Annotated in this window: 17 protein-coding genes; all 17 read left to right on the top strand. The window is 37.7% G+C overall.

The window, feature by feature from the left end; all coding sequences use genetic code 11:
- Nucleotides 1-168: 168 nt before the first annotated feature.
- The 17 genes from FYJ64_RS11850 (at nt 169) to FYJ64_RS10860 (ending at nt 25,783) form a co-directional block, all read left to right on the top strand.
- A complete protein-coding gene (locus FYJ64_RS11850; RefSeq protein ID WP_407928809.1) occupies nt 169-462 on the top strand; it encodes an RNA-dependent RNA polymerase family protein in 294 nt (97 codons plus the stop codon).
- Between the two features lie 3 nt (nt 463-465).
- Nucleotides 466-1,335 carry a reverse transcriptase domain-containing protein gene (locus FYJ64_RS10935; protein WP_407928808.1) on the top strand — a complete coding sequence of 290 codons (870 nt, stop codon included), beginning with the start codon at nt 466-468 and terminating at the stop codon, nt 1,333-1,335.
- 407 nt (nt 1,336-1,742) lie between these two features.
- Entirely contained in the window at nt 1,743-1,985 is a 243-nt protein-coding gene (locus tag FYJ64_RS10930) for a helix-turn-helix domain-containing protein (RefSeq protein ID WP_154575165.1), read from the top strand.
- A 129-nt stretch (nt 1,986-2,114) separates the two neighbouring features.
- Nucleotides 2,115-5,219, top strand: a complete 3,105-nt coding sequence (locus tag FYJ64_RS10925) for a UvrD-helicase domain-containing protein (RefSeq protein WP_154575164.1) — start codon at nt 2,115-2,117, stop codon at nt 5,217-5,219.
- Nucleotide 5,220: 1 nt separating this feature from the next.
- On the top strand, nt 5,221-7,884 hold the full coding sequence (locus FYJ64_RS10920) for a hypothetical protein (RefSeq protein ID WP_154575163.1): 2,664 nt from the start codon (nt 5,221-5,223) through the stop codon (nt 7,882-7,884).
- 12 nt (nt 7,885-7,896) lie between these two features.
- Complete coding sequence (locus FYJ64_RS10915) at nt 7,897-11,265, top strand: SNF2-related protein (RefSeq protein ID WP_154575162.1); 3,369 nt, start codon at nt 7,897-7,899, stop codon at nt 11,263-11,265.
- Nucleotides 11,258-13,747 carry a DEAD/DEAH box helicase gene (locus FYJ64_RS10910; RefSeq protein WP_154575161.1) on the top strand — a complete coding sequence of 830 codons (2,490 nt, stop codon included), beginning with the start codon at nt 11,258-11,260 and terminating at the stop codon, nt 13,745-13,747. Before FYJ64_RS10915 ends, FYJ64_RS10910 begins: the two co-directional genes overlap by 8 nt.
- Entirely contained in the window at nt 13,740-14,519 is a 780-nt protein-coding gene (locus tag FYJ64_RS10905) for a hypothetical protein (RefSeq protein ID WP_154575160.1), read from the top strand. The genes FYJ64_RS10910 and FYJ64_RS10905 overlap by 8 nt, the downstream gene beginning before the upstream one ends.
- Before the next feature lie 11 nt (nt 14,520-14,530).
- A complete protein-coding gene (locus FYJ64_RS10900) occupies nt 14,531-17,611 on the top strand; it encodes an ATP-binding protein (protein WP_154575159.1) in 3,081 nt (1,026 codons plus the stop codon).
- 8 nt (nt 17,612-17,619) lie between these two features.
- On the top strand, nt 17,620-18,270 hold the full coding sequence (locus tag FYJ64_RS10895; protein ID WP_154575158.1) for a hypothetical protein: 651 nt from the start codon (nt 17,620-17,622) through the stop codon (nt 18,268-18,270).
- A gap of 132 nt (nt 18,271-18,402) precedes the next feature.
- Complete coding sequence (gene dndB, locus FYJ64_RS10890) at nt 18,403-19,473, top strand: DNA sulfur modification protein DndB (protein WP_154575157.1); 1,071 nt, start codon at nt 18,403-18,405, stop codon at nt 19,471-19,473.
- Nucleotides 19,474-19,484: 11 nt separating this feature from the next.
- Nucleotides 19,485-20,999, top strand: coding sequence for a DNA phosphorothioation system sulfurtransferase DndC (gene dndC / locus FYJ64_RS10885; RefSeq protein WP_154575156.1), 1,515 nt, complete (start codon nt 19,485-19,487; stop codon nt 20,997-20,999).
- Nucleotides 20,996-22,942: a DNA sulfur modification protein DndD gene (dndD, locus tag FYJ64_RS10880; protein WP_154575155.1), complete on the top strand. Its 1,947-nt coding sequence runs from the start codon at nt 20,996-20,998 to the stop codon at nt 22,940-22,942. The genes dndC and dndD overlap by 4 nt, the downstream gene beginning before the upstream one ends.
- Nucleotides 22,939-23,325 (top strand): DNA sulfur modification protein DndE, encoded by a 387-nt coding sequence (gene dndE / locus FYJ64_RS10875; RefSeq protein ID WP_154575154.1) that lies wholly within the window; start codon nt 22,939-22,941, stop codon nt 23,323-23,325. Before dndD ends, dndE begins: the two co-directional genes overlap by 4 nt.
- On the top strand, nt 23,322-24,473 hold the full coding sequence (locus FYJ64_RS10870) for a cysteine desulfurase family protein (protein ID WP_154575153.1): 1,152 nt from the start codon (nt 23,322-23,324) through the stop codon (nt 24,471-24,473). The genes dndE and FYJ64_RS10870 overlap by 4 nt, the downstream gene beginning before the upstream one ends.
- Nucleotides 24,474-24,486: 13 nt before the next feature.
- Nucleotides 24,487-25,506 (top strand): cyclic GMP-AMP synthase DncV-like nucleotidyltransferase, encoded by a 1,020-nt coding sequence (locus tag FYJ64_RS10865; RefSeq protein WP_154575152.1) that lies wholly within the window; start codon nt 24,487-24,489, stop codon nt 25,504-25,506.
- Nucleotides 25,499-25,783 (top strand): hypothetical protein, encoded by a 285-nt coding sequence (locus FYJ64_RS10860; protein ID WP_154575151.1) that lies wholly within the window; start codon nt 25,499-25,501, stop codon nt 25,781-25,783. The genes FYJ64_RS10865 and FYJ64_RS10860 overlap by 8 nt, the downstream gene beginning before the upstream one ends.
- The last annotated feature ends 124 nt before the right edge of the window (nt 25,784-25,907 follow it).

The following is a 25,907-nucleotide window of genomic DNA, read 5'->3' as shown; positions in this document are numbered from 1 at the left end:
ATCATCCTGAAATTGTCTCCGCGAATCAGAGCCTGTTCGATGTAGATACGGTCTGACAGTGTCAGATGCTTGTGGTCACTTTTGATATCTTTACTCATAAAAACCTCCTCATTGCGCAGACAGGTGACCATATGTTCATTATATAGTTGTGCAGGAGTAAATTCAGCAATGTGGAAGTTAGTCTTACACAAATGGAATTTAAAAATATATTTAACATTGCGGACGAGAAAGTATAAGCCGCAACCTGTCCGCAGGGTGGAGATACCCAAACCAGACGGCGGTGTTAGAAACCTTGGAGTGCCAACAGTAGTTGACTGTTTTGTACAACAGGCGGTGGCACAGGTGCTCACTCCGATATTTGAGGAGCAGTTTCATGACCACAGCTACGGGTTCAGACCCGACAGATGTGCACAGCAGGCAGTCCTTAGAGCATTGGAAATGATGAATGACGGACATAGCTAGATAGTGGATATCGACCTTGCTAAGTTCTTTGACACAGTAGACCATGACAAGCTGATGACAATCTTCGGGCGGACGATTAAGGACGGAGATGTCATATCGGTGGTGAGGAAGTTCCTTGTCAGCGGAGTGATGATTGATGATGAGTATGGAGATACGATTGTCGGAACACCGCAGGGCGGAAATATATCACCGCTGTTAGACAACATCATGCTGAACGAGCTGGATAAAGAACTGGAAGCAAGAGGGTTGAATTTCGTCCGGTATGCCGATGACCTCATAATAATGGTCGGAAGCAAGCAGGCGGAAGAACGGGTAATGAAGAGTGTGACTCGTTTTATTGAAGAAAAGCTTGGATTGAAAGTAAATGTGGAAAAGAGCAAGGTCGATAAGCCGAAAGGCATCAAGTATTTCGGATTTGGATTTTACTTTGACTCATTTGCCAAAGGGTACAAAGCCAGACCGCACACCAAAGCGGTGGCGAAGTTCAAAGCACAGATGAAGAAACTGACATGCAGGAGCTGGGGAGTAAGCAACGCCTATAAGGTGCAGAAGCTTAATCAACTAACCCGAGGATGGATTAACTATTTCAAAATTGGGAGCATGAAGCGACAGTGCAAGAAATTGGACGGACAAATCAGATATCGCCTGCGAATGTGTATTTGGAAATACTGGAAAACACCGAAGAATAGAGCAAAGAACCTTATCAAACTCGGCGTACCGGTATGGTCAGCGTGGAAAACTGCATACCTGCATGGATATGCAAAGCCCGCTCATTGCGGAGATGTACACATAGCAATAAGCAACAAGAGATTAGCCGATTTCGGGCTAATCTCCATGTTAGACTACTACGCCACAAGGTGTGTCACTTGTTAAGTTGGTTGAACCGCCGTGTACCGAACGGTACGCACGGTGGTGTGTTTGTTGTGAGAGGTCGGCGGTCTAACGACCGCCTCCTACTCGATTAAAGTGGCATCGCCGCTCAGCTCATCGCCGATCCTACCGGTGATATCAACAAAAGGGATTGGGGTGCTTCCCCAACGAGCACGCGGAGCGTTTGTCTGGACACAGACACTGCTCGCACAGTTACTCTCGCCTTGAATTTTGATCTCATTTTCTCGTCTTTGATCAATTCTTACCAAAAACAAGAAAAACAAATGTTTGGAAGATAAAAAATAGTCATGAACACGACAAAACAGATGAAATCTCGATGACTTTATGGTATAGTGTGTTACAAGTGGTTTTGTATCCATTATTGGGACTCATAATGAGAGGTATATGTTATGGCAGCTTCTTACAAGAAGTTGTTCAAATTATTGATTGATCGCGACATGAAGAAGAAAGATTTTAAGGAAATTACCGGCATCAGCCAGGGAACTTTGAATAAGCTTCAGAACGGTGGCAACGTCATGGTGGATGTACTTGAGAAGATCTGCCTGAATATGGATTGCAACGTTGAGGACATCATGGAGATCTATCCTGATTCGATTGACAGTACCAAAAAACGTACAGCTAGATCAGTATAATAAAAATGGGGTTTTGACATATTTGCTATTTGTCTTTATTAATAACTCTTTTTCTAAGTAATTATTATTTGGAAAAGAGTCCATGTTGATGTTTTATGCGAAATTAGATTATCAGGAGGGATTTTGAATATGGCTAAGATGATTGATCATAAGCCTAATTTACATGGAGAGGCTAAACTATGGTCATGTTTAGAATCATATTTGCCGAATGATACAATTGTCTACCATAACCGCGAAGTCAATGGAAGAGAATTTGACTTTTGTTTGTTTATGGAAAACTATGGAGTCCTAGTAATAGAGGTGAAAGGTTGGCAAAGTGATAAGATTTGTGTCAACGGAATCGATGAGATAGTTGTTGAAGGCTATGATAAGCCTCAGCGTTCACCTAAAAAGCAGGCCAGAGCTTATCGTTTTGCGCTCCTCAATAAGATAGTCGAGAAGCATAATGTGAGTCCTTTGGTATTTGACATGGTCTGCTATCCGTTCATTTCGGAGGCTGAGTATAAGAACAAACGATTAGATATCGTTTCCGAAGAGAAATTTACAATTTTTAAAGAAGACTTAGATAATCAGGAACAACTCTTAAAGAAAATCTTTGATGCATATAATGCTTCAAAGATAATTCCGCATGCAGAATTAACAAAAGAATTAGTACTTAAACTTCGTCGAGATTGGGAAGCTAATCTTGAAGAAGACAAACAGCCGATTTACCAAAAGAGTATGTACTCCATACTCTCTACTCACTTAGACTCGATTGATGGAAATGATATCGAGATCATTATCAATGAGTATTTTGCTGGAGTCAAAAGAATTCTCTTTATTAAAGAGTTTGATTCATATAAGAACCTTATTGCAGCTTTTAACCAGGCCTTTAAGAAGAAAAACATAGACCCACAAGGTAACTCGTTAGAACTTGGATATCATGACGGCTTAAGTGGTAATGATAATTTTGTGAGGGCATTTAATCTTGAACTTTATTATGTCCCTAAATTAGATGAAATCTGTATCAAATCAATTTCAATCATTGAAGGAGAATGCGGTGTTGATGAAAAGCAGATTCTTTTAAAGTTGGCTTCTGTGACTTCTTTCAATGCTCAGCAGTATTCTGTTGAACATGCTTCAACATCAGAAAATGTCCTTGTTGAAGCAGGAGCAGGAACAGGTAAGACTTTTTCAATGGTTTCCAGAGTTGCTTATCTTTGCAACAAGAAAACAGATTCGATCTCAAATCTTGAAGAAGAAATTGCGCTAGTTACATTCACAAATGATGCTGCCAACAATATGAAGGCTCGGTTAAAGCAAATGTTTGTGAACTATTTCATCCTTACTGGAGATCCACGTTATTTAAAGTTCATTGAAGATACGGATCGGGCACATATTTCAACCATACATAGTTTTGCTCTAGATATTATAAGGAAATCATCTCTATACACAGGACTTGGTACAAAGTTCAGAATAGCCTCTAATGAATATCTTCGCAGCAAGATTTATGATTTGTATCTCAGTCAATTTCTTGCTGAAATGGAAGAAGAGAATGAGAATTTTGCAAATGAGATTCCTGTTCCAGTATATGACTTAAAGAAAAAGATAATTGGAATTGCAGATAAACTGCTAAACAAAAGCATCAATTTAAATGAAATAAGGACTTCTGAGATGGGGGTTCCGGTAGAAAACTCTCTGCCATATTTTAACCAGATAATTGAAAAAGTAATTGTTCCTTCAGAAAAAGAGTACATGGATTCAGTTCATCTGAATAATGATATTGACTTGAAGGAGTGCATTATTCTTCTTAATGAGATTCTGAAAAATCGGGCTGGAAAGCTTGAGGATCTGAAGATTCGTTACCTATTCATTGACGAGTTTCAGGATACTGATGACGTTCAAATTCGTGTTTTTCAGAAGCTTCAAAAAGCAATGAATTCTGAGTGCAGGCTATTTGTTGTAGGAGACTTAAAACAAAGTATTTATCGTTTCCGCGGTGCTCGTTTAAGTGCATTTAAACAGTTACAAGCTGATTGTCTATATGATTGGCAAGTGTTTCATTTGAATATTAATTATCGTACGGACGGAAGACTTCTCGAATTATATGATGATGTTTTTCAAGGAATGGGTGCCCAAGATTATCTACCATATTCTGCAGAAGATCAATTAACAAGCAATGTCAATACAGATATTGACGATAACGAATTATTTGTGATGATTCCTTGCCATGGAAAAGAGGAAGACACTTTATTTGATGCTTTTATAGGAATTTTACTGAAGCAAGAGTCTTTACTTAGACAGCAACTTAAACAGAAAAAACTAAGCAGAGCAGAAAGAACGATCGCTGTATTGGTGCGTAGTAACTGGCAGGTTGAGAAACTTGTTGAAGCTGGCCGCAAAAAGGGCATTAGGATAGATACTCGTTCTGGAGGAGATCTCTTTCAGCTTGAGTCAACGCAGGATCTTTACAAGTTAGTACTTGCACTTTGCAATAATGATTCTTCAATTCACTTAGTGAATTTTATAGAGTCTAACTATGTGAGTCTATCTTTGGATTATCAGTATTATCGAAGTGCTGATAGCGAAATAATCAAAACAGATTTATCCCGAATCTTAGATGAATTCTTCTCTGTGAGGATGGGGAAATCATGGCAAAAAATTGTTGATGAGGCATATACTCAGCCAGTTTTGTATGTGCTTAAGCAGTTATATGATGCTCTTGAACCGTGGAAGCACTACAGCAGGAATCCAGATGGGCAAAGATACTACATGGCTAATTATGAATACTTACTTGAACGCATTATTAAATACTCACGCATAGAGTCACTGACTTTAAACCAAATAGCAGAGTATTTAAAGATTAATATCCTGACGCGTCAACAACAGCTTGCTAGAGAAATAAGTGTTGATGATGAGGATATTCAGTTCTTGTGCACTACTATTCATGGTTCGAAAGGCCTTGAGTATGGGACAGTTATTCTGCCTTATACAGATGATGATATAAGTGATATCAAAAAAGTAAAACTTGATGCTAATTATTCGGAATCAAAGTTGTCTTACACAGTGACATTTGACAATAAAGTCAGAGAAAAGAACTCTTACTATGATGAGATGCTCGAAGTTAATGAACAGATAGCTGAAGAATCAAGAATTTTATATGTGGCTTTAACGAGAGCTATAAGAAATTGCGTGTGGATTAATAATCTTGATCGCAACACAAGAATCAGTTGGAAGACACTGCTGGAGGGTTGATATGTCAATAGTCATATATACGTATAAAGATCCATACAGAATGGAATCGGAACCATACTGGAATGAAATAAAGACATGTCCATACTTTTGTGTATCTCAAACTCTGGCAAATGGTTTGAAATATGTCTATAAAAGTGACTTCCAGCAGGGACGTGTTACAACGGTTCAAAATCTAATTGAAGCACTGTATGAATATTGGACAAGTACAGCTTGTGCAGTTAAGCAGCATACAGATATAGACAACATTATTTCGCACAATATATCCACTTTGCTCAACGGTAGCTTACAACTAAACATGGCCAGCGCTTTCCTTTTCAATCGTGAAGACATTTTCGAAAGCCTCAGGATTATGTTTGAGTTGAACATAAACTTGCAGGACGTAGTAGAGGAAAAGCTGACTCCTGAGCAGAGATTTATCGTTGAAATATATAGGATTATTAGTAATTCAGGCGTAATTTCCGATTTTACTATTGATGAAAAGCATAGTATTGAGGAAATAGATAAGTCGATCTCTTCGGCGATGGCAAAAGCGGCAGAATACGCTGGCAATGAAATTGACTTAAGTAAAATTCAAAGTGATCGAATTGTTATACATGGGGTGCATCAATTCTCTCCCATTATGTTAAGAGCAATTGAAAAGATTGCAGAAAGCAAAAGGGTTATCCTTTTATTCAACTATCAGCCGCAATACAAAAATGCCTATCAAACATGGATAGACATATACTCAACTTTTGATTGCCCTATAGTTGAATTTGACGGAGCAGAATTTCGCCCCAACATGGAGTATCCAGTAAGCTTTCAAGGGAATCTGCTGGCAGATAATCTTGGAAAGCTTATAAATGGAGATATTGACAGTCTAAATTTCGGTAACTCTTTTGAGATCACTGAATTTGATAATACTACTGAGTTTGCAAATTATGTTGCAGATATATTTGCTAAGGCTGAAAAAACAGATTCTATGAATCCGATGGGAAATATGAGCGAACAAATATATGCTGCTGATAGTTCGGCAAATAATATCTTGAAAATATACTTCCCTGAACAGTTTGGAGAAAGACAATTCTTAAACTATCCACTCGGACACTTCTTTATTGCTGTGGCCAACATGTGGGATTCTGCAAAGAATGAACTGGTAATTACAGATATAAATGATATTAAAGAATGTTTGGATGCGGGCATTCTGAAAGAAAATCATTTGGGTCAATTGTCATCCATTTTTGAAAGCGTCGCTGCATTGTTCGAAGGTTGTACCTCGATAGATGGGATGACTAGCAGAATAAGAAGGGTTCGAAAAAACAAAAAGCACCTAACTGATCCTACGAAGAAAGAGTATGTAAGCCATATTTCTTACTATACCGTATCAAATGATGATCTGGATTTATTGGAATCTGCGCTTCAAGATCTAGACGAACTATCGGCATATTTCTATGAGGATTTTGAAAAACGGCCACATAACTTTAAAGAGTTTTATAAGAAGCTGAAACGTTATTTGCAGGACGATGTATTAATTGGTCGAGATTTAGGTGAAGAATTCTCAGACATTATTAGGCGCGTGTTGGTCAGATTAGAAGAAGTCGAAAGCATTGATGCATCCGCTTCCTTTGAGTGCCTAAAGGCGACTATGTCGATATACCTTGTCCAGGAGACAAAACCCGGGAAGAGCGCGAACTGGATAATCAGAAATTTCGAGCAAATCGATGGCGATATAATTCGAAGTCTAGCTGAGAATAAAAACACTGTATACCACTTTGCGTGCCTTACAGATGAAGATATTGATTCGGTTAATAGGTCTAACTTCCCATGGCCGTTAGATGGAGATTTCTTTGAGGTCGCTCAAGAACCTGTTGATTGGAAATACCAGGCATTTGTCAGGTCAAGAAAAGAGTATAAGAATTTTAAACGGTATGCTCTATTATATGGATTAGAATTTAATCGAGCAAAGTTTAAATTAAGCTATGTTAAACGTGATGGAGATAAAGAACGAGAACCATATTATCTTCTTAAAACGTTAGGGGCAAAACGGGTAAAGCATGAAGACAAAAAAACAGGGAAGTATTTAGAAAGCCTACCTGAAATTAGTGTCAGCTTGAAAAGCCTCGGAAAGTTTGATGAATATGATTATTATCGCTTTAAGATCTGTAAATATCGGTTTTTACTTGAGTCATTAATTGAGAATACAACAGTATATAGAGATGATTTCTTGTTGATGAAGTATTTGGAAGTTCTACTTGAAAATCAGGTTAAAGAAGAACTTCAAGGTGTTCCGATAAGCGAGACGATTCTAATTGAAAAGTTGAATGAAGCTTTTGATGAATTAAAGCGGTATTTCCCATATGTACAGAATGTTAATAGGATGGATGCCATAAGTAATATTCGAAGCCGAATAATAAATGGCAAACAAAAGAGCTTCCCTATCCTCAAGAATGAAGAGCGGAAATATATGATGATTAGGGAACTATTTATACACAAACAGCTTTCAGACCCAAGAACTTTTAGGAAGAACATTTTAGCAGATAAATTTCCGGATGTTTCAGAAGAAAAACTAAAAGAGGTTTTCTCGGAGGATTCATTGAAGAAAAATGGGTATTCGAAAGAACCAGATCTTTGGTGTCAGTATTGTGCAAACCACGAATATTGTGCGGCATATTATGCTGAGACAAATTAAAGAGGGGTAATTATGCTTGGCGAAAGAATGTATGTTAGATGTCCAGCAGATAGAGAAAACACAACGGACCCTAGAGTCTTTGTGTGCGGGCAAGTGGTAAGAACAGATGAGTTTAAAAGAACGGTCACGGTGAAAGTTCATGATCCGTTTAATTATCGTATGTTCTTTTCAGACCTTCCCAAAGGAGTAATAGAGTTTCCACAGGATTCAGTCGTCCGTTGCGGTTTGTTTGTGGGGACTGAAGTAGTATATGCGGGCAGAGTCTGTCAGATAACAGCCGGAAAGAAGGGCAATGACGGATACTATTACTATTATGTGCAGGATATTCAAAGCAAAGAAGTTTTTCGCGTATCAGAGAAGGAAATCATTGCCTCACTGACAAATGGTAAAGTTGATCCCTCTGTTCAGCTTAAGAATTATGAACTTCAAAACCCGTATTGGTTTTTAGGCCATGCGGTTGTTTCAAGGAGTATGAATATCCTTGATAATTCTATGTACGGGTTTAAGGAGTTAGCAGGCTCAAAGATTTATTTACTTCCGCATCAGATCAACACAATAATGCGATGCCTTCAAGAATCTCCCTGCAGATACATGCTGGCTGATGAAGTGGGTATGGGTAAGACTATAGAAGCTGTCTCCGTAATGAAGATTTTCATGCAGAGTCGTGCCAATCAAAAGGCGCTAATTATTGTTCCGGAAACCTTAAAAGAGCAGTGGAAATCAGAGTTGTTATTAAAATTCAATATTCCGCTGGGAAGCGGAAAAAACAATAATAGCGTAATTGTTAAGAGCATCTCTGAATTATCTAACGCAGATTGCAAAGCCAGTTGGGATTTTGTGATTATAGATGAAGTGCATCGCTATCTTCAGATTAAGGATTATTACAGGTTCTTACACAGTATAAGTTCAAACGCAAAGAACATCTTATTATTAAGCGCAACGCCTGTCCAACAAAGAAAAGAAGAATATCTGGATTTGTTAAGACTGTTACAGCCAGAAAAATATGACGTTTATAGTATCGATAGATTTGGTGATTTGATTGAAAAGCAAGGGCGGATTATCCAAAAAACAGCTTTGGTTTTAGATGACCTAAGTGACTTTGAGGAAGAATATCAAAATGTTTTGGCGGATAATAATGATCCGCATGATTCAGAGGATTGTGAAGAGTTATTTGATGAAATCCAAGATGATTTAGAAGATATCTGTGATAGCTTAAATGATCCGAAGTTAGACCAACTACTCGAAGAAATTAAATATGAAGATCCTGATTTGGGAATTTACAAAACTAAAGTCCTGATTTCTTATATCTGCAGTAATTATCAAATCGAGAATAGCATTATTAGAAACAGGAGAAAAATACTAGAGAATAGTGATAGCGGTGAAAGGCTTCTTCCAACGCGAGAATTGACGTCTGTAAAATATGAGCTGAATGAAGAAAAAAATACATATGAATCTTATTGCTATCAGTTATTAACAGACTGGCTAAACAGAGGTGGCCAACAAGTGGATATAGATACAGTTGTTCGTCCGCTTATGGGAGCTTTCTTTAGCTCTCCATGGGCTTTTAATGCTGTTTTGAAAAAGCTTGTCAAGAAGACGGAAATAGAAGATTTAAGGATACAAACTAATGCTGAGAACTGGGAGCAGTTTGAAAATGAAATATTGGACAATATCACTGATATTTTAGATGATCCAGATAAATTTGAAGAGTATTATTCGACACGAATAATGTCAGTGATCAACCTTCTTTATGAAGAACTGTACGAGGAAAAAATTGTACTTTTCACAAATTATGCAGAGACCTTTAGTGCTTATCGAAATGCTTTAAGGGAGGTCTTTGGTGAAGAAGAATTAAGCTTTTTCGGTGCAGATATGTCTGTGGAAGAAATAGAGCTGAATGCTTTTAGATTCCAAAATGAAAAAGCATGTAGGATCATGCTTTGTGATTATGCCGGAGGTGAAGGTCGTAACTTCCAGTGTGCTGATTATATAGTCCATATAGATTTGCCCTGGGATGCAAATGTTATCGAACAACGAATCGGCCGTTTGGACCGTTTAGAAAGAGATTTGTCCCGCCCTGTGGTCAATTCCGTTGTCGTACATACTGAGGGAACCTTTGAAGAGGCACTATTTAGCTTTTGGAATAAAGGCCTGAAGATTTTCAACCAGTCATTAAGCGGTATGGAGATAATCATGAAAGATATTAATCAGGAGATTCTCTCTGCCGTAAAGAGCGATTTTAAGTTTGGGCTATTTGATAGAATCCCAACAATAATAAAGCTTGCAGACGATATGAGAGAGACGGTTCGCAAAGAACAGAACTATGATGCTGCGAGTTTTATATTTCGCCCTATGTACGCTGAGCTTAAACGCTTGACGGACTACTATGCACAAAATGAAAATGAGCTTTTTGCTGATACGATGACAAACTGGGCAAGCCTTGCAGGTTTTAGAGGGTTCAGTAATAAAGCCGGGGTATTAACATATACTGCTGCTTCATTCTCACCTAAGTCAGCAATAAACTCTCAGCTGATTCCGCCCAGATGGGATGACTATTTAAGTAGTGAGCAAAACAAATTCCTCAACGGAGTGCAGGAAGCATATAACAAGAGTAAATCCATTAAGAACCAAGATCGATCAATTAGAGGTACTTTTATTCGGAAAGTGGCAATTGAAAATGATTATCTTCATTTCTTTGCTCCAGGAGATGAGATCTTTGATTGTATAGTTAATAATGCAATGAATTCCTGCAAAGGATGTTCGAGTGCATTTGTAACTCCTGCGGGAATAAACTGGAAAGGATTGATTTTTACATGGTCTTTAATGCCAGATGAATCATATCTTTTAGACAAAGGAGTATCAATTTATGCTTTAAGCCCATATAGAAGCTATTTGATGTCAGAACAGGTTATTATTCCCATAAGCATTGATAACAAGGAGTCACACAGTGATTCTAGTATCAGCCGCGAATATCTACAAATAATAAATTCCGGATTTAAAAAAGAACGAACCATCCATTTGGGTAAACGCAGTAGAGAAGCGAGGTATTTGAAAGACATAATAACAGGAACAAACATTGATTGGTTCAAAAAGCAATACCCAGAAGAAAATTGGATTGAGTTAATAGAATCATCAAGAAAAGCTGCATATGAAAAAGCTTTTGAACAGTTTAAGCATCGGTCAAATATTCGAGGTGCAAAAGAAGAGATGGAAAGAACACTCTCTGCTCGGGTTGCAAACGGTGAGTTTTATGGAATTGACGATGAACAGATTGATAAGTTGAAAAGGGAACAAGAGATTATCCTTGAGGCAATTAGACGCCCCAGAATAAGCCTTGATTCTGCTGCATTTGTTTGGATGGTGAAAGTAAACAATGGATGAGAATACTCTTGTAAAACAAGTTGAAGAATATCTCAATAAAAGAAGAGAAGATCTTACGGTTGATGTTGATATCGATTATTCATCACAAGATAGATTTAAGATGCGAACAATCAAAAGGTTAAAATACATTTTTGATTTGTATGAAAAGCATCATAAATTCTATAACGATTTTCTGATTGCTTTACGAGATTTTCTTTTGGTGTTTAGGACAAGCATTCATCTTGATGAGATTGTTATTTCTCCTAATAATGCATTTTCGATTAACAAAGATGAATATTCTGGAAAGTACTTTGCTAGTTACCAACTTCCTGCATATGTAAATGAGACCTTCGTAAAGCAGGTTTATCTGGAAGGATATCATGCTTCGAGACTGATTGATAAAGGGTATGATTTGTTGACAGACCCTCTTGTTTATTCAATAACTGGGTTTTCAAAGTTTAAAACAATGAACCAGAAATTGGCTGTTTATGGTGCGTTGAATACACCTGATGGATATACGACACTGGTTTCTCTACCTACAGGTGGGGGGAAAAGCTTAATAACTCAAACTTTGGCATATCAAAGCACTGGGCTAACAGTCGCAATAGTTCCGACTGTTTCATTGGCGTTGGATCAGGTTCGCGTAGCAAAAGAAATCATTCATACCCAGAATGCTGACGAAGAGATTTTTCACTATAGCAGTGGTGTAGAGGCTTCGCCGATTATTAATGCAATAAAGAATAAGACAGCAAGGTTACTATTCATTTCTCCGGAAGCTCTTATAAAGAATCAAAGATTCGCTGATGCCATAAAGACTGCTAATCAACAACGATATTTGAAGAATATTATCATTGATGAGGCCCATATTGTAGTTGATTGGGGAGCATCGTTTCGAGTTGATTATCAATGTTTAGAATCATGGCGCAGGAAACTTATGATGACTAATCCTGGGCTCAGAACACTTCTCTTATCTGCAACATATGAACGTAGCTGTATAGATATTTTGAAAGATTTTTTTGCTACAGATGATAAATGGATAGAGATCCGCTGTGATGCCCTTCGGCATGAACCGCGTTATATGTTGATCAAAGCAAAGTCTTTCACTGATAAGAAAAGAAAAATGCTTGAACTGGTTGAGAAACTACCTCATCCAATGATTGTTTATGTAACCAGACCTTCTGATGCCGAGGACATTAAATCATATCTTTCGGAAAACGGAATTAACAATATAAGGACATTTACAGGTTTAACTTCATCTACGAAACGCGAACAATTAATTGATGAATGGGTCAATGATCAGTTTGAAATTATGATCGCAACTTCCGCGTTTGGCGTCGGGGTGGATAAAAGTGACGTACGAACTGTACTCCATATGTATATCCCTCAGAATCCGAATGCCTATTATCAAGAGTTGGGACGTGGTGGAAGAGATAAACTTCCATGTTTAAGTGTTATGTGCATCTGTCCGGAAGATACAACTATTACATTTAACCGGATCAATAAAAAAGTTTTGACAACGGAAAAAATAATAGGACGATGGGATAGCATGTATAATAGTCCTCTCTCGATTCGCATTGGTAATTATACAAACATAAATACATCAATTAAGCCTAAATACAATGTTGTTGATGAATTTGATGATGCTCCGGTTTCAGATACAGATATGAACTGGAACATTTATGTTCTTCTTCTTTTAAGAAGATATAACATGATCAGCATTATGGAAGTATTACCACAAAACGATAATTACATCTTTGTGGTAAGCATAAATGATGATTTGCTTAGAACGAATGATAGTGTTCTGCAACAAAAAATTGAATCTGTTCGTACTCAAGAATGGGATTACTACAATGAAGCTTTTAAACAAATAAAAAAAGCTATCTCACAAAGCGGGAAGTCTTGCTGGTCAGAAATGTTCTATGAAACATACGATAAGGTATCAGAGTTCTGCGCTGGTTGTGATGCCCACGACGAGGCAATAGAAGGCGATTTTTATGAATTCTCACTAAAAAGGCCAGTTACACAACCTGTGAAGCAACTCGCAATGGATCAGCTGGCGCTATTCGGGCCGGCTTATGAAATGGTAGTTTATGCGGATGAAAAACAAAGAGTGTCTTTGATAGAAGAGCTTCAGAAGAAAAGACTGTCTGTTCTAATAACAGAATCGGATCTAAAGCTGAACGAGGGGACATCTGCCAGCCATTCTGGAAACAGTTTGTTGGTAATTGATTGCAGCGAATTAAGAGATCTTATGTCGAAGTCGTGCTACTATTACGTCTCAGGTTTAGTCGCAATTGTATATAGCGGCGAGGAAGGAGATGTCTATAATCAGTTAAAAATGGTGAGACAGTATCTTTCTAACAAATCATTTATCCGCTTGATTCACATTATTAAAGAGAACGTATACTTCGAATCACTTAATAAGGTATTTACAGATTTAATTGACGGACCCGTAATGCCTATAAATGTAATATGCTCGAAAGAAGGTGGTCAGTATGTTTAATGATCGAATGGCAACACCTGCAATACCTGAAAGGGTATTTACACTTTGCAAAATTGTCGAAAAGAGGCCAATTTCTAGTTCTGATTTAAAGGAGAGAATGGAGCCAGAATTCCTGCACAATGGGTCTTCATATTATGCGGATTATAGGAATGCAGCTGAAGAATTAAAACTAATCTCAATTTCTGACAATATGATTTCACTTGCGGTTAATCCGGATGTCATAAAGTCGATTGAAACTATGAGGAAATACATCAACGGACAGCTTGAGCAATTTAAAAATGGACTGTTTTATCAAGTTACTTCTGCTTATTATAGTTTAGGTAATCAAGTCCTTAGTGGCGAGAAAAATGTTGCTGCGATGGCACCTCAGATGAGTCAGCTGATAGGAAGACCTGTAGATGCTATGGCAATGCGTGCCTGGAGATTCTGGGTGTCGTTTTTGGGATTTGGCTATCTTCAAGACATGTTTTTAATACCAAATACGGATGTATTTCTTAAGGATTTAATTAATAACGCGGGCTTTGAAAAGAAAAAGCGTTATTCTTTCGGAGAGTTTATCGAGCGCTTACGTCCCTATTGCAACATTGTTATTGATACGAATCCATCGAATCGAAAGATTAACTACGGCGTATCCAATGGACTTCGTGCTCTTCATGATTCCGGTTGCATCAAATTAGAGCACATATTGGATCAAGAAGATATATGGAATTTATATCCGTTAAAAGCACATGCGATTACAGGAACTGTAACAAACATTACCATTAGTAAATAGGAGGCACCTTTATGGACATAAATATTGCTAGAGATCGGATTTCATATGTTGTGAAACCCGACTCGATTACTGCTTCACAAGGTGATTTCCTTGCAACGCATGTCGCTATTAATAGATTGCATCTTCTTAATAAGTTTGACATCCTTCCGTCAGGTGGAAAAAACTATTCAGAAGAAGAAGTGTTTGATCAATATGTATTTAATCCGAACAACCAGCATCAGTTTATTGCTGTTTATGGACAGAGTGGTACTGGAAAGTCTCATTTGATTCGGTGGTTTGAAGCAAAGTTCGAACAAGTAAAGCCTGATAATGAAGTTGTTTTATTTATTCGTAGAAGCGACAACACTTTAAAGGGAACAATTCGACAGTTGTTAGAGAAACCAGAAGTCAAAGGAATTGCAAATAGAGAAATCTATGAGCGGTTAGTTAAGGCATCTGTCTTTGTTGATGAGAATAAACTCAAAGACATGCTCTATCATAATTTCATAATTGAGTTGCATAATGACGATGATAGTCATCCGATTAAGATAACAAATGTCAAACGGAAGAGATTAGAAGCTTTTTTAAACAATGAAGTTGTTCATGATCATTTAATGTCAGAGAAAGGTCCGATTGAACGGATGTATTCAAAGATCGCTGAACATACTCTTGTTGACCGTGATACGATAGCACAATTCCTTCCGGGAGACTTTTATGTTTCTGCAGATCTATTCGAGGATATTCATCGAGCTGGGGCTGATCCTAAAGCTGAAAAAATGGCAAGAGAATTTATGGCTGACGAAACTGGTGCAGAGTCTGCTAGTGTTCTTGCCTCATATTTGAACCAATTTGTAAATGATGTTATTCAACGGTGTGCAGGAATTGAACCTGGCGATTTTAGGCAAATATTCCAAGATATCAGGAAAGAATTGTATCGCCTTGAGAAGAACTTGACGCTGTTTATTGAAGACGTTACATCGTTTACGGGTGTTGATGATGCTCTTTTGGATGCGTTAATTGTTGAGCATACAGGAATGAATGCAACAGATAATCTTTGCCGTATCTCTTCAATTGTAGGAACGACGAGCAATTATCTGCAGAATAACTTCCGTGATAATCACAAAGATAGAATTACACAGTATGTATATATCCCCAGTGATGTTTTTGACGACAATGAATTATTTGAGTTTGTTGGCAGATATGTAAATACAATGTCATTAACAGAAGATGTTGTTAATACATGGCTAAGTAATCATGCTAATCCTGCAGACTATCCTGTACATGAAGTGAAACAAGGATCCGGATGGGAATTTGTATCAATCGGATTCGGCAAAAAACTGTGTTTATACCCATTCACAAAGAATAGCATTAAGTATTTATATAACTATGGGCTGACGAAAGGACATCAAACTCCTCGATATATCATTCGAGATATAATTGAACCTGTTGTAAATGACATAATCAATAATTCCGAAAATTTCCCGAGTGTGAAGTATAACTTGGTAAATGTGAATACCACCTTAAGCTATGGGATTCATAACCAGATAAAGGATGATGCTTTAGCAGATCGTTTACTTAAGATTCTTTGCATCTGGGGTAATGGACAACCAGAACAGTACTCCAAAAAAGATATCACGTATGTTTCAGGTGTTCCTGAATCAATTCTTACAGAATTAGGGCTTCCAACTCTCAAATTCAGTGAAGTGAAGGAACCTGATCCAAATCAAGAAGGTAATCATCCAGGAGACGAGCAAGATAATCCGGAAGTTACAACGGATGTACCTACTGTTCCGGTTGCAGTTCAAGAAAGGGTCAGCAAAGCCAATGCTATTTTAACCGAATGGAGTAACGGAAAAGAAATTGATTACTCCGCTACAGGAGGTGTTACGGGACTCATAAGAAAAGCTGTTTTAGAGGATATGTGCTCATTCTTATTCTCGACTATTAATTGGCAAGTTGAAGGGATTTCTGACGACAATATAAACAAAGTGAAATCTTCCAAAAAACTACTCTGCCTAGAAAGACAAACAAAAGGATCGGGCTTTTATCAAATGCCTGCTTCTTGGGAATCAATGAATGTTATAAGTGCATTTATTAGGTGGAGAGAGTTTGGAAATCAGAGTTGGAATTATCCAGATTCAGATCTCGATGCTTTTTTGGTGACATCGTGGGCGTCAAAAATTAAAGATAGTGTTGTTAAAGCAGTAAGTGATAGAGTCGAAGAATCAAAAACACCATATATTGAAGCTGCCATTGCTGCAGAGATGTATAGACTGATTCTCTGTGGAGAGTTTAGAGAGCATAGCCTAAAAAACTTATCTACAAAGTATTTATTTGAATCAACCACAAGTACTAAGGCTAACAATTGCCATAGCAAGGAATGGAATGGATTAGTTTCACTTATTACCAGGAATGGAGCGGATACAAGGAATAAAGAGACAATCAGGCAGTACTTCAACATTACTCAAGGTTCCGGTTCGACAGTTGTTGTTTTAGATGAGCCAGAATTGTCAAGGATGGTCAGAAGAGTGAAAACTAACAGGTTAGAAATAGCTGAAGAAACAATGCAGCTTCAAGATCCTGTAAAGCTTCGTCGTGATGTTTTCAATTATTTAAAGGATATATCTGATCGTATTAAAGATGTTTCAAGGGCAGAAGTTGATAAGGCGAGAGATGTGGTCCAAATAATATATGATCACTTTGATAGCGATGAAATAGAAGAAGACGATATTATTGAACTTGTTGATACTGCAAAGAGTTTTTATGGAGAAATTAACTCAACCCAGATTAACATTGCAGTTGCTTCAACAGATGCAGTAAAAAAAGGTGTCAAGCAAATTACAAAAGCTATTAATGATGTCGGACTAATATTACCTGAAGGTGATGTGCTGAATATCCTGATGACATTTGCAGGGGATCCGATTTCGACGATGCAGCCACTTATTGATCTTCTAAAGACACTAGATGGGGATGTTGAGAAGCTGGATCAGCGTATTGCAGTAAGAAAAAATGCACTTGGTGTTATTGGCGAAAACTTAGGGACTGATAATCAATATAGATCGGAATCAGAATCTATTGAGTCGGATCTGAATAAAGTTATCAGTTTGCGGTGAGGTGAACCATGATAGTTGATTTATTGAATCGAAAAATCGAAGAGCTGAAGGAGCTTCGCCGCTTAGAATCGATAAAAGCGAACAAAGCTCTACAAGAAGCGACAGATCTAAAATATCAGGCGTTTGTAAAAGAAATGCATCAAGCAATTGATACTGTATACTATGCAGACAAAGAGCTTGGCTTTATTGTCAGTCCAGACACTAAAACTCAAATAAATGGTATGTTGGTAGCTGCACAAGAGGTGACGAAGTCGGGCTTTGCTGATAAGGATCTTTTGGCATCAGCACAGACAGCTTTAAAAAATACACAAAATGCCATAAGGAAAGAGTGGAGTTCGCATTTCACGATAATTACTTCTACAACAACAAGTACACTAAAAGCTATTAATGCAATCGACACAGAAAGAGTAAGCAAATGTTTGTCAAATATTAATTCAGCTGAAATATGGGGAGATGATAAGGATAAACTAAGCAATCTAAAAGATGCATTAAGTGAAGCAAAAACTTTAATTCAGAGCCTCAATCTGGATGATGGTATCATATCGTTCTTAACAAAGATGAATGCAGGACAAGCAACTATCAATGATTTGGATGAAATAGTACTTGACTGGATAAGAAAGGAAGGTTTGGAATCTCGTATAAAACTTAAGTTTTCATAGCGCAATTTGAATGAGCTAACACTCGATTTACCCATCCCCAAAACAGGATTAGTTTGACTTTTTAACCAGGACAAGATATACTTAAGTAGCACATACTTAAGTATATCTTGTTTGCGCTTATGGAGATGAATAATGGACTTTGTATATAAGTTTCCAGTAGTAAAGGGATCACAAGCAACTAGAGAGTATTACATAGCAATGGTTCCGCTGAAAATGTTGTCACGACTCTTTCCGCCAGAAGAAGAATATGTCTCGCCGGAATATCGAGCCCAGCGAAAACTAAATGAGTCAAGAATACCAATTATTACCAAGTATATACTTGATAATCGTGATTCCTATGTCTTCTCTGCACTTGCGTCCTCGATTGATGGTGCTTTTAGATATATTCCGTTGTCTGAAGATGCTAGTATTGGTGTCCTTGAAATATCAATGGACGCCAAATTTTTGATTAATGATGGACAACATAGGAAGGCAGCTATTATAGAAGCTTTGAAAGAGGATGCTTCTTTAGGTGACGAAACGATATCAATTGTCTTTTATGCGGATATAGGATTAGAGCGTAGCCAACAGATATTTACTGATTTAAATAAAAATGCAGTAAAAACCTCGAATTCTATTTCAGAGCTATATGATTCCAGGGATCAAATTGCTGTGATCACAAGGAATGCTATAAAGAGGATCGACTTTCTTAATACATACACGGATAAAGAAAAAGATATTCTCGGAAAATTCTCTTCTAGTTTATTTACTCTTAATACGTTTTATTCTGCAAATAAGACAATCTTAGGGAATAGAACTGACGAAAACGCAGAAGCATTTCTTTTTGAGTTTTGGTCTTCAGTTACCAGGCATATGGTGCCATGGTCTGATTTAGCGCATAAAGAAGTCACAAAAAAGGATTTGCGAGAAAAGTATATTGCTACTCAAGGCATAGTAATACAAGCGCTTGGAAGAATTGGTGCGTTTTTTTATCAAAATCAAGATATTAATATGCAACAGTCTTTGACAAGGCTGGAAGCCATTAATTGGAGCAGAGATGCAAATACTTGGTACATGAGAGCAATCAATCAAAACGGAAGAATTATCACAAACAAGAGAGCTGCAATATTAATTGGAAACGTGATTAAAAAAGCCATAAGCCTTCCGTTTTCTACAGATGAAGCTTTTGCAGAAGAACAACTACAGAAAATGATAGAACTCTAGGAGATATTTGCATGAGTAACATAAACACTGAAAATATAAAAGGATTGATCAAGACAATTCAAAATCTTTATCTATCTGATAATATTCCTTGGATGATTGGCTATTCAGGTGGAAAAGATAGTACAGCAACTGTTCAATTAGTGTGGATGGCTATAGAGGATCTTCCTGCATATCAAAGAACAAAGCCTATTCATATTATGAATACGGATACTTTGGTCGAATCCCCAGTAGTTTCTAAATGGGTTGAAAAGTCTCTGGAAGCTATGAAAGAAGCCGCTACAGCAAAGATGCTCCCCTTTATTCCAGAGAGATTAATACCGGATTATAATAATACTTTTTGGGTTAATCTCATCGGTCGTGGTTATCCATTTCCCCGGAGAAAGTATCGCTGGTGTACAGATCGTTTGAAAATACAGCCAGTTAATACATTCATAAAAAGTAAGATCGTTGAACATGGAGAAATAATCTTGGTATTAGGTACAAGAAAGCAAGAAAGCTCCAGACGTGCTCGTACTATGGCAAATCTTGAAAAGAAAAGGGTTAGAGAATTATTAAGCCCAAATCCCACATTAGCGAATGAATTAGTGTTTTCTCCACTTGAATCATGGTCAGATGATGACGTTTGGGTCTTCCTGATGCAGTACAAAAATCCATGGGGATATTCCAATATGGATTTACTAACTATGTATCGGGGTGCAACAGCAGATAATGAATGCCCATTAATGGTAGATGATACTCTCCCTTCTTGTGGCAAAAGTAGATTCGGCTGCTGGGTTTGTACAATGGTTGAGAAGGATAAGTCGATGGAGGCCATGATTGCAAATGATGATGAAAAGGAATGGATGACCCCGTTGCTTGAATTCCGCAATGAATTTGGAGATGAAAAAGGGGATCGTGAAAGGCGTAGCTTCAGAAGAATGCATGGCGATTTACAAGGGAATTACGGAAGGCTTTTTCATGGACCGTATAAGAAGGAAGTACGTGAACAATGGCTTAGAAGATTATTAGAAATACAAAAAAATATAAGACTTTCTGGGCCTGAGGAATTTCACCGTATTGAGTTGATACGCAAAGAGGAATTGCAGGCGATAAGAAGAATTTGGGTGCTTGAAAAGCACGAGTTCGATGACGCTCTCCCATTGATTTATGAAGAAGTATTTGGGATACCCTTTGAGGATCCTAGCTGGATCCATGAAGAAAACTTTGGCAGAGATGAGTGGAATATTCTCAAATCTGTATGCAATGAGAACTATGCAGATGAAGAACTGGCTTTTGAGATGATGTACAGAATGATCGATATCGAAAACCATGCTACCGGGCTTAATCAAAGGAAAGGAATTATTGATTCGATAGAGAGTGTAATTACTCAGACATTCTACAAAAATGAGAACGACGCTCAGAACTACTATATTGAGAAGATGACTCGAAAGAAAGAAATGGGTGGACGTTATAACGAAAAATTTTTGGACTACATTCCTGCCGGCGCAGACGAAAATGATGAAGATGCTGAAGGTGAAACTGAATGATTATTAAAAGACTAACCATGAACAATTTCGGCGTATATGAAGGAGAAAACACTTTTGAGTTTTCTTATACTTTGCCGGTGGTTTTAATAGGTGGCATGAATGGGCGAGGAAAAACGACATTTCTCGAAGCAATTCTCTTGGCATTGTATGGCGAGAACTCTAAAGCTTATAAAGAAAGCAAGTTTAAAACATATGGTCAGTATCTTAGATCTTACGTAAATAAAAACAGCTGGACTCAGCGCTGTTATATTGAACTTGATTTTATCCTGAATGAACGTGGTTCGGAAGAATATTTGATAAGACGAGAATGGAATGCGCTATCCAAAAGAACCAGTGAAACCTTAAGTGTTAAGCAGAACGGGAAGATCAATTCGTTTTTGACTAAGAATTGGCAGATGTTTGTTGAAAATATTCTTCCAAGTGCATTGTCAAGTTTTTACTTCTTTGATGGAGAAAAAATAGCGGAACTAGCCGTAGATGATACTGATGCACAAATGAAAGAGTCCATTCGTGCAATGTTGGGTATCACGGTTTTAGATGTTCTCAAAAACGATTTGCTTCGAAGTGTGAGAAGAACAGAAAAAAACATCCAGGGAGAAGATGTACCTGCTGAATTGAAAGAATGCAAAGCAGAGCAAGAAATGTTGACTGCGAAACTAACAGAGAGAAAAAAAGAGGTTGAAGAACTAATCGAGCTAATAACCGGCCAAATAGATCAAATAGAACTTCTTCATCAAGAATATGCGGTCAAAGGTGGAAATGCTCTTAAACAACGACAATCTCTTGTTCAAAAAAGAGCGGAGTTAACTGCGGAACTAGAACAGAACAATAGTACATTAATTGAGCTTGCATCTGGTGAGCTGCCCTTGTTATTGGTCGAAAAACTTATTAGAGATATTAAATTGACAGCGGAAGATGAGCATGACGATTTGATTATGCAGCAAGCCTTTGGCCAGCTTGAAACTTTGTTATGTGAGTATAACAAGTTACACGCTGAAGATGTTTCTGCAAATCAAGAGTTCGTTGATTATGTAAAGGAACATGCTTTTGAAAGTCAAACCACTCCAGTTTATAAACTGTCTGACCATGCGTTGTTCCAAGCAAATTCTTTGGCAGAAGATTTACTATCCCTAAAAAAGAAACAAGCCATTGATGTGTTGGAAAGGAAACGTCTTTTAAAACATCAGCTGGACGAAGTAGATAGTTATCTTTCATTGGACATTAATGAGAAAGAACTTAATGCAAAACTATCTGAGATTAAGAAACAAGAAAATATTCTTGTAGAAATGCAGGTCAAAAAAACATCGCTTGATCAAAAGAGAGCTGAGCTTGAATCTAAATTAGCAATTAAGACATCTGAATACAATCGTATAGTTGAAAGATACTTAGCGGCTGCAGAGTTGACAGACGATGCTAAAAGACAACTAAAGTACTCAAATATTGCACTTCAAATTATTGATAAATTCTCTGTTGAGCTTCAGAAAAGAAAAACCGGCGCTCTTGGAGAAACAATTACAGATTGCTATAAAAAGCTGGCAAATAAGAAAAATCTCATTAGCCAAATCAAAGTGGATCCTCAGTCGCTTGGCCTAAGTTACATAGATAAACAAGGGAATTTCGTGGCAAAAGAGTCATTATCGGCTGGTGAGAAGCAATTAATGGTTATTGCAATCTTGTGGGCATTGGCTATCTGTTCTGCAAAAAAACTCCCCGTGATCATCGATACACCTTTGTCACGATTGGACTCGATGCACAGAAAGTCATTAGTCACAACGTATTTTCCAAAGGCGAGTGACCAGACAATAATTCTTTCTACAGATTCTGAAATTGATAGCTATTATTATGGCTTGATGAAAGATTATGTGGGTGATGAGTTTACACTTGAGTACGATGAAGAAACTCAGAGCACGACAATTATAAAGGGGTATTTTCAAGGAAAATGATTATTAAACAAGTTCGCCTATCGCAACAGGCAAAAGATCAACTTGCCAGACTAAAAGGAAAGACTGGCATTAAAAACTGGAATATATTATGCAGATGGGCTTTGATATATTCTCTCGCAGAAAAGACGGTACCCACGGATATCCCTATTGTTAATGATAGCAATCTGGAAATGTCTTGGTTCACTTTTGGCGGAGACTATTACGAAATCTATGAGGCATTGATTAAGTCGTGGTGCATAAACATGGGATTGCCAACAGATGATGATACTGTTTCAAAGTATTTCCGCCTAAATTTGGAAAGAGGTATCTCATATTTGTGCGGAACAGGTTTTATTAAAAGTATTGAGGACTTAATCAATCTGGCTGTGAGGGAACAAGTATGAGTATTTATCTGGATTACAATGCATCTGCGCCAATTGATTCACGCGTATTAGCTACGATGATAGATATATATAAAAATCACATTGGAAATGCAGATAGCCGTACACATGATCATGGTGATCAAGCCAGAGTAATAGTTGAAAATGCTAGGAAAGATGTTGCTGGTTTATTAGGCATTTCATCCTCTGAAGTGTTTTTTACAAGTGGAGCCACAGAGAGTAATAATATTGCAATTCAAGGCTTAGAGGAATATGCGCTGAAGAGCGGAAAGAATCACATTATCACTACTTCTATAGAGCATAAGGCAATTCTTGAAACTGCAAAATCAATGGTAAGAAGGGGATTTGAAATCGATATCATTGATCCGGAGCCTACTGGTCGAGTAAGTGTGGAGAAGATTGTAGAGAAGGTTCGTGACAATACGCTTCTTGTAAGCGTAATGCATGTTAACAACGAGACAGGTATTATTCAGCCAATTGAGGAACTGGGCCTTGAATTAGGAAAAAGAGATATTCTGTTCCACATTGATGCAACGCAAAGTTGTGGAAAACTTGTGCAGGAGTTACGGAATGCAAAGTACAACATGCTCTCATTCAGTGCTCACAAATTAAGAGGACCACAAGGCGTTGGAGTGCTTGTTTTAAGACGTACCGGATATAAACTGCCGCCTGTCAAGGCTATTATGTACGGAGGACAGCAAGAACACGGTATTCGTCCCGGAACAATTCCGGTTGCATTAGTTGGCGGTTGTGGCAAGGCTTGTGAAATTGCAGCAGATGAATACAAGAATAACTCTATAAAAACAAAGGCGGTAAAGACTGCATTACTTGCTATTTTGAAAGAATCAGGGCTTACTTATTCGTTCAATGGAGACCAAAAGCATTGCTTAGATTCAACGGTTAACCTTTGCCTTCAAGGAGTTTCTTCGGAAGCGTTAATGCTTTCAACAAAGGAATATTGCAGCATATCTAATGGATCGGCATGTACTTCAAAGAGTTATGAACCGAGCTATGTGTTGAAAGCCATGAAAATTTCTGTCGAGCAAATTGAGGATTCAATACGAATTAGTTGGGGGCCTGATACGAATTTAGATGAATTCAAAAAGCAGTTTTCAAAATTATTAGAGATGGCAAAAGTACTTGTCAATTAAGAGGATAGATACCATGAAATTAAAACAGGAGTTTGCTGATTTTTATAAAGATATACGGATAGATAAAGAAACGCATGCCTTGAGAGAAAAAAGAGAAAAGTTGCAGAGAGATATCGAGTCCAACCTTCCTGGCATTCTTGAGAATTATGGCATCACTATTACCAAGAGCGATATTCGGATGATTGATCAGGGTAGCTATAAGTATAACACTACGATTAAAGATGATGTTGTGGATCGTGATGTTGCTGTAATGATTCCGTTAAGTACTTCAAATAATTCAGATCCACGGAAGGTTAAGGGTTACTTAAGAGATTCTATTAATATTTCTTCGAGATCAGTATCAATTAAGGAACCTTGCGTTAGAGCTTCATATTTTGAAAACGGAGAAGAGTGGTTACATATAGATCTTCCGCTCTACGCAGAAGACAGTTCCAATGTCTATCTCGCCAGAGGAAAAGAATACGGTTCCGATTATTCTTGGGAATTAGCTGATCCAGATGGATTGAATGATTATCTGTGCGGAAAGATTAATGGAAACGACCAGCTTCGCAGAATCGTCTGCTTTATTAAAAAATGGAGAAATGAAAAATATTCTGGTTCAACAAATGATCATGAGGTACCACCGAGTATTGGATTAACTCTTCTTGCATGTGATTGTTTCTCTGCGCAATCTACTAGTGAAGGGAACGATGATCTACTTTCATTACAGAAAACGATGAAAGCTATTTTGGACCAATTCACGTATACATATGACGGTAATTGGAATCGTATATGGTCTATAAAAAGGAATCTTCCGGTCACACCGTATACAGACGTCTTTAGGAAGATGAAGGACAGTAGTAGTTCATACATGACGACATTTCATGATCGACTTTCAAATGCGGTTGATAGTCTTACGAATGCTGTAAATGTGGAATCTGCGCATGATGCCGCCGAATACGTCCAGAAAGTATTAGGTGATAGATTCACAGTTCCACCAAAAGAAGCGGTTGCTGCCGCGGCACAGAATAAGCGTGAACATAGTTTTGGATGAAAAGATGACGGTAAAAGAGATTCTGGAATCATATGATGAGATTACCGTAGATCAGCAGATTATTGATGGTGTGCTTTTCTTTACTATGTTTAAAAAACAGTTTCTGTTTTTGGCTCCTTCAGAGGATGATCCAGCTTCAAAAGCAACTATTTATCTTTATAATGATGAATTGTTAGATCACCCACATATCATGTTGCGCGACACAAGTTTTTCAGATATAGAGAGATTCCCTAAGGGAACATACAGATGGATTTGTTTATACGAACAGGACAGTTGAATATTCCGGTGCGCTGAAAGCGCAAATCCGGTGAACTGGAAATCACCAGTCCGGCCGGTGGAAATCATAAATACGTGTATTCCGGTTCAACGGCACCGCCGTTCCGGCGGTGGAAACCACCATT

Source organism: Hornefia butyriciproducens, assembly GCF_009695915.1.
Taxonomy (GTDB): Bacteria; Bacillota; Clostridia; order Peptostreptococcales; family Anaerovoracaceae; genus Aminicella; species Aminicella butyriciproducens.
This window is presented reverse-complemented; position numbering and strand designations above follow the sequence as displayed.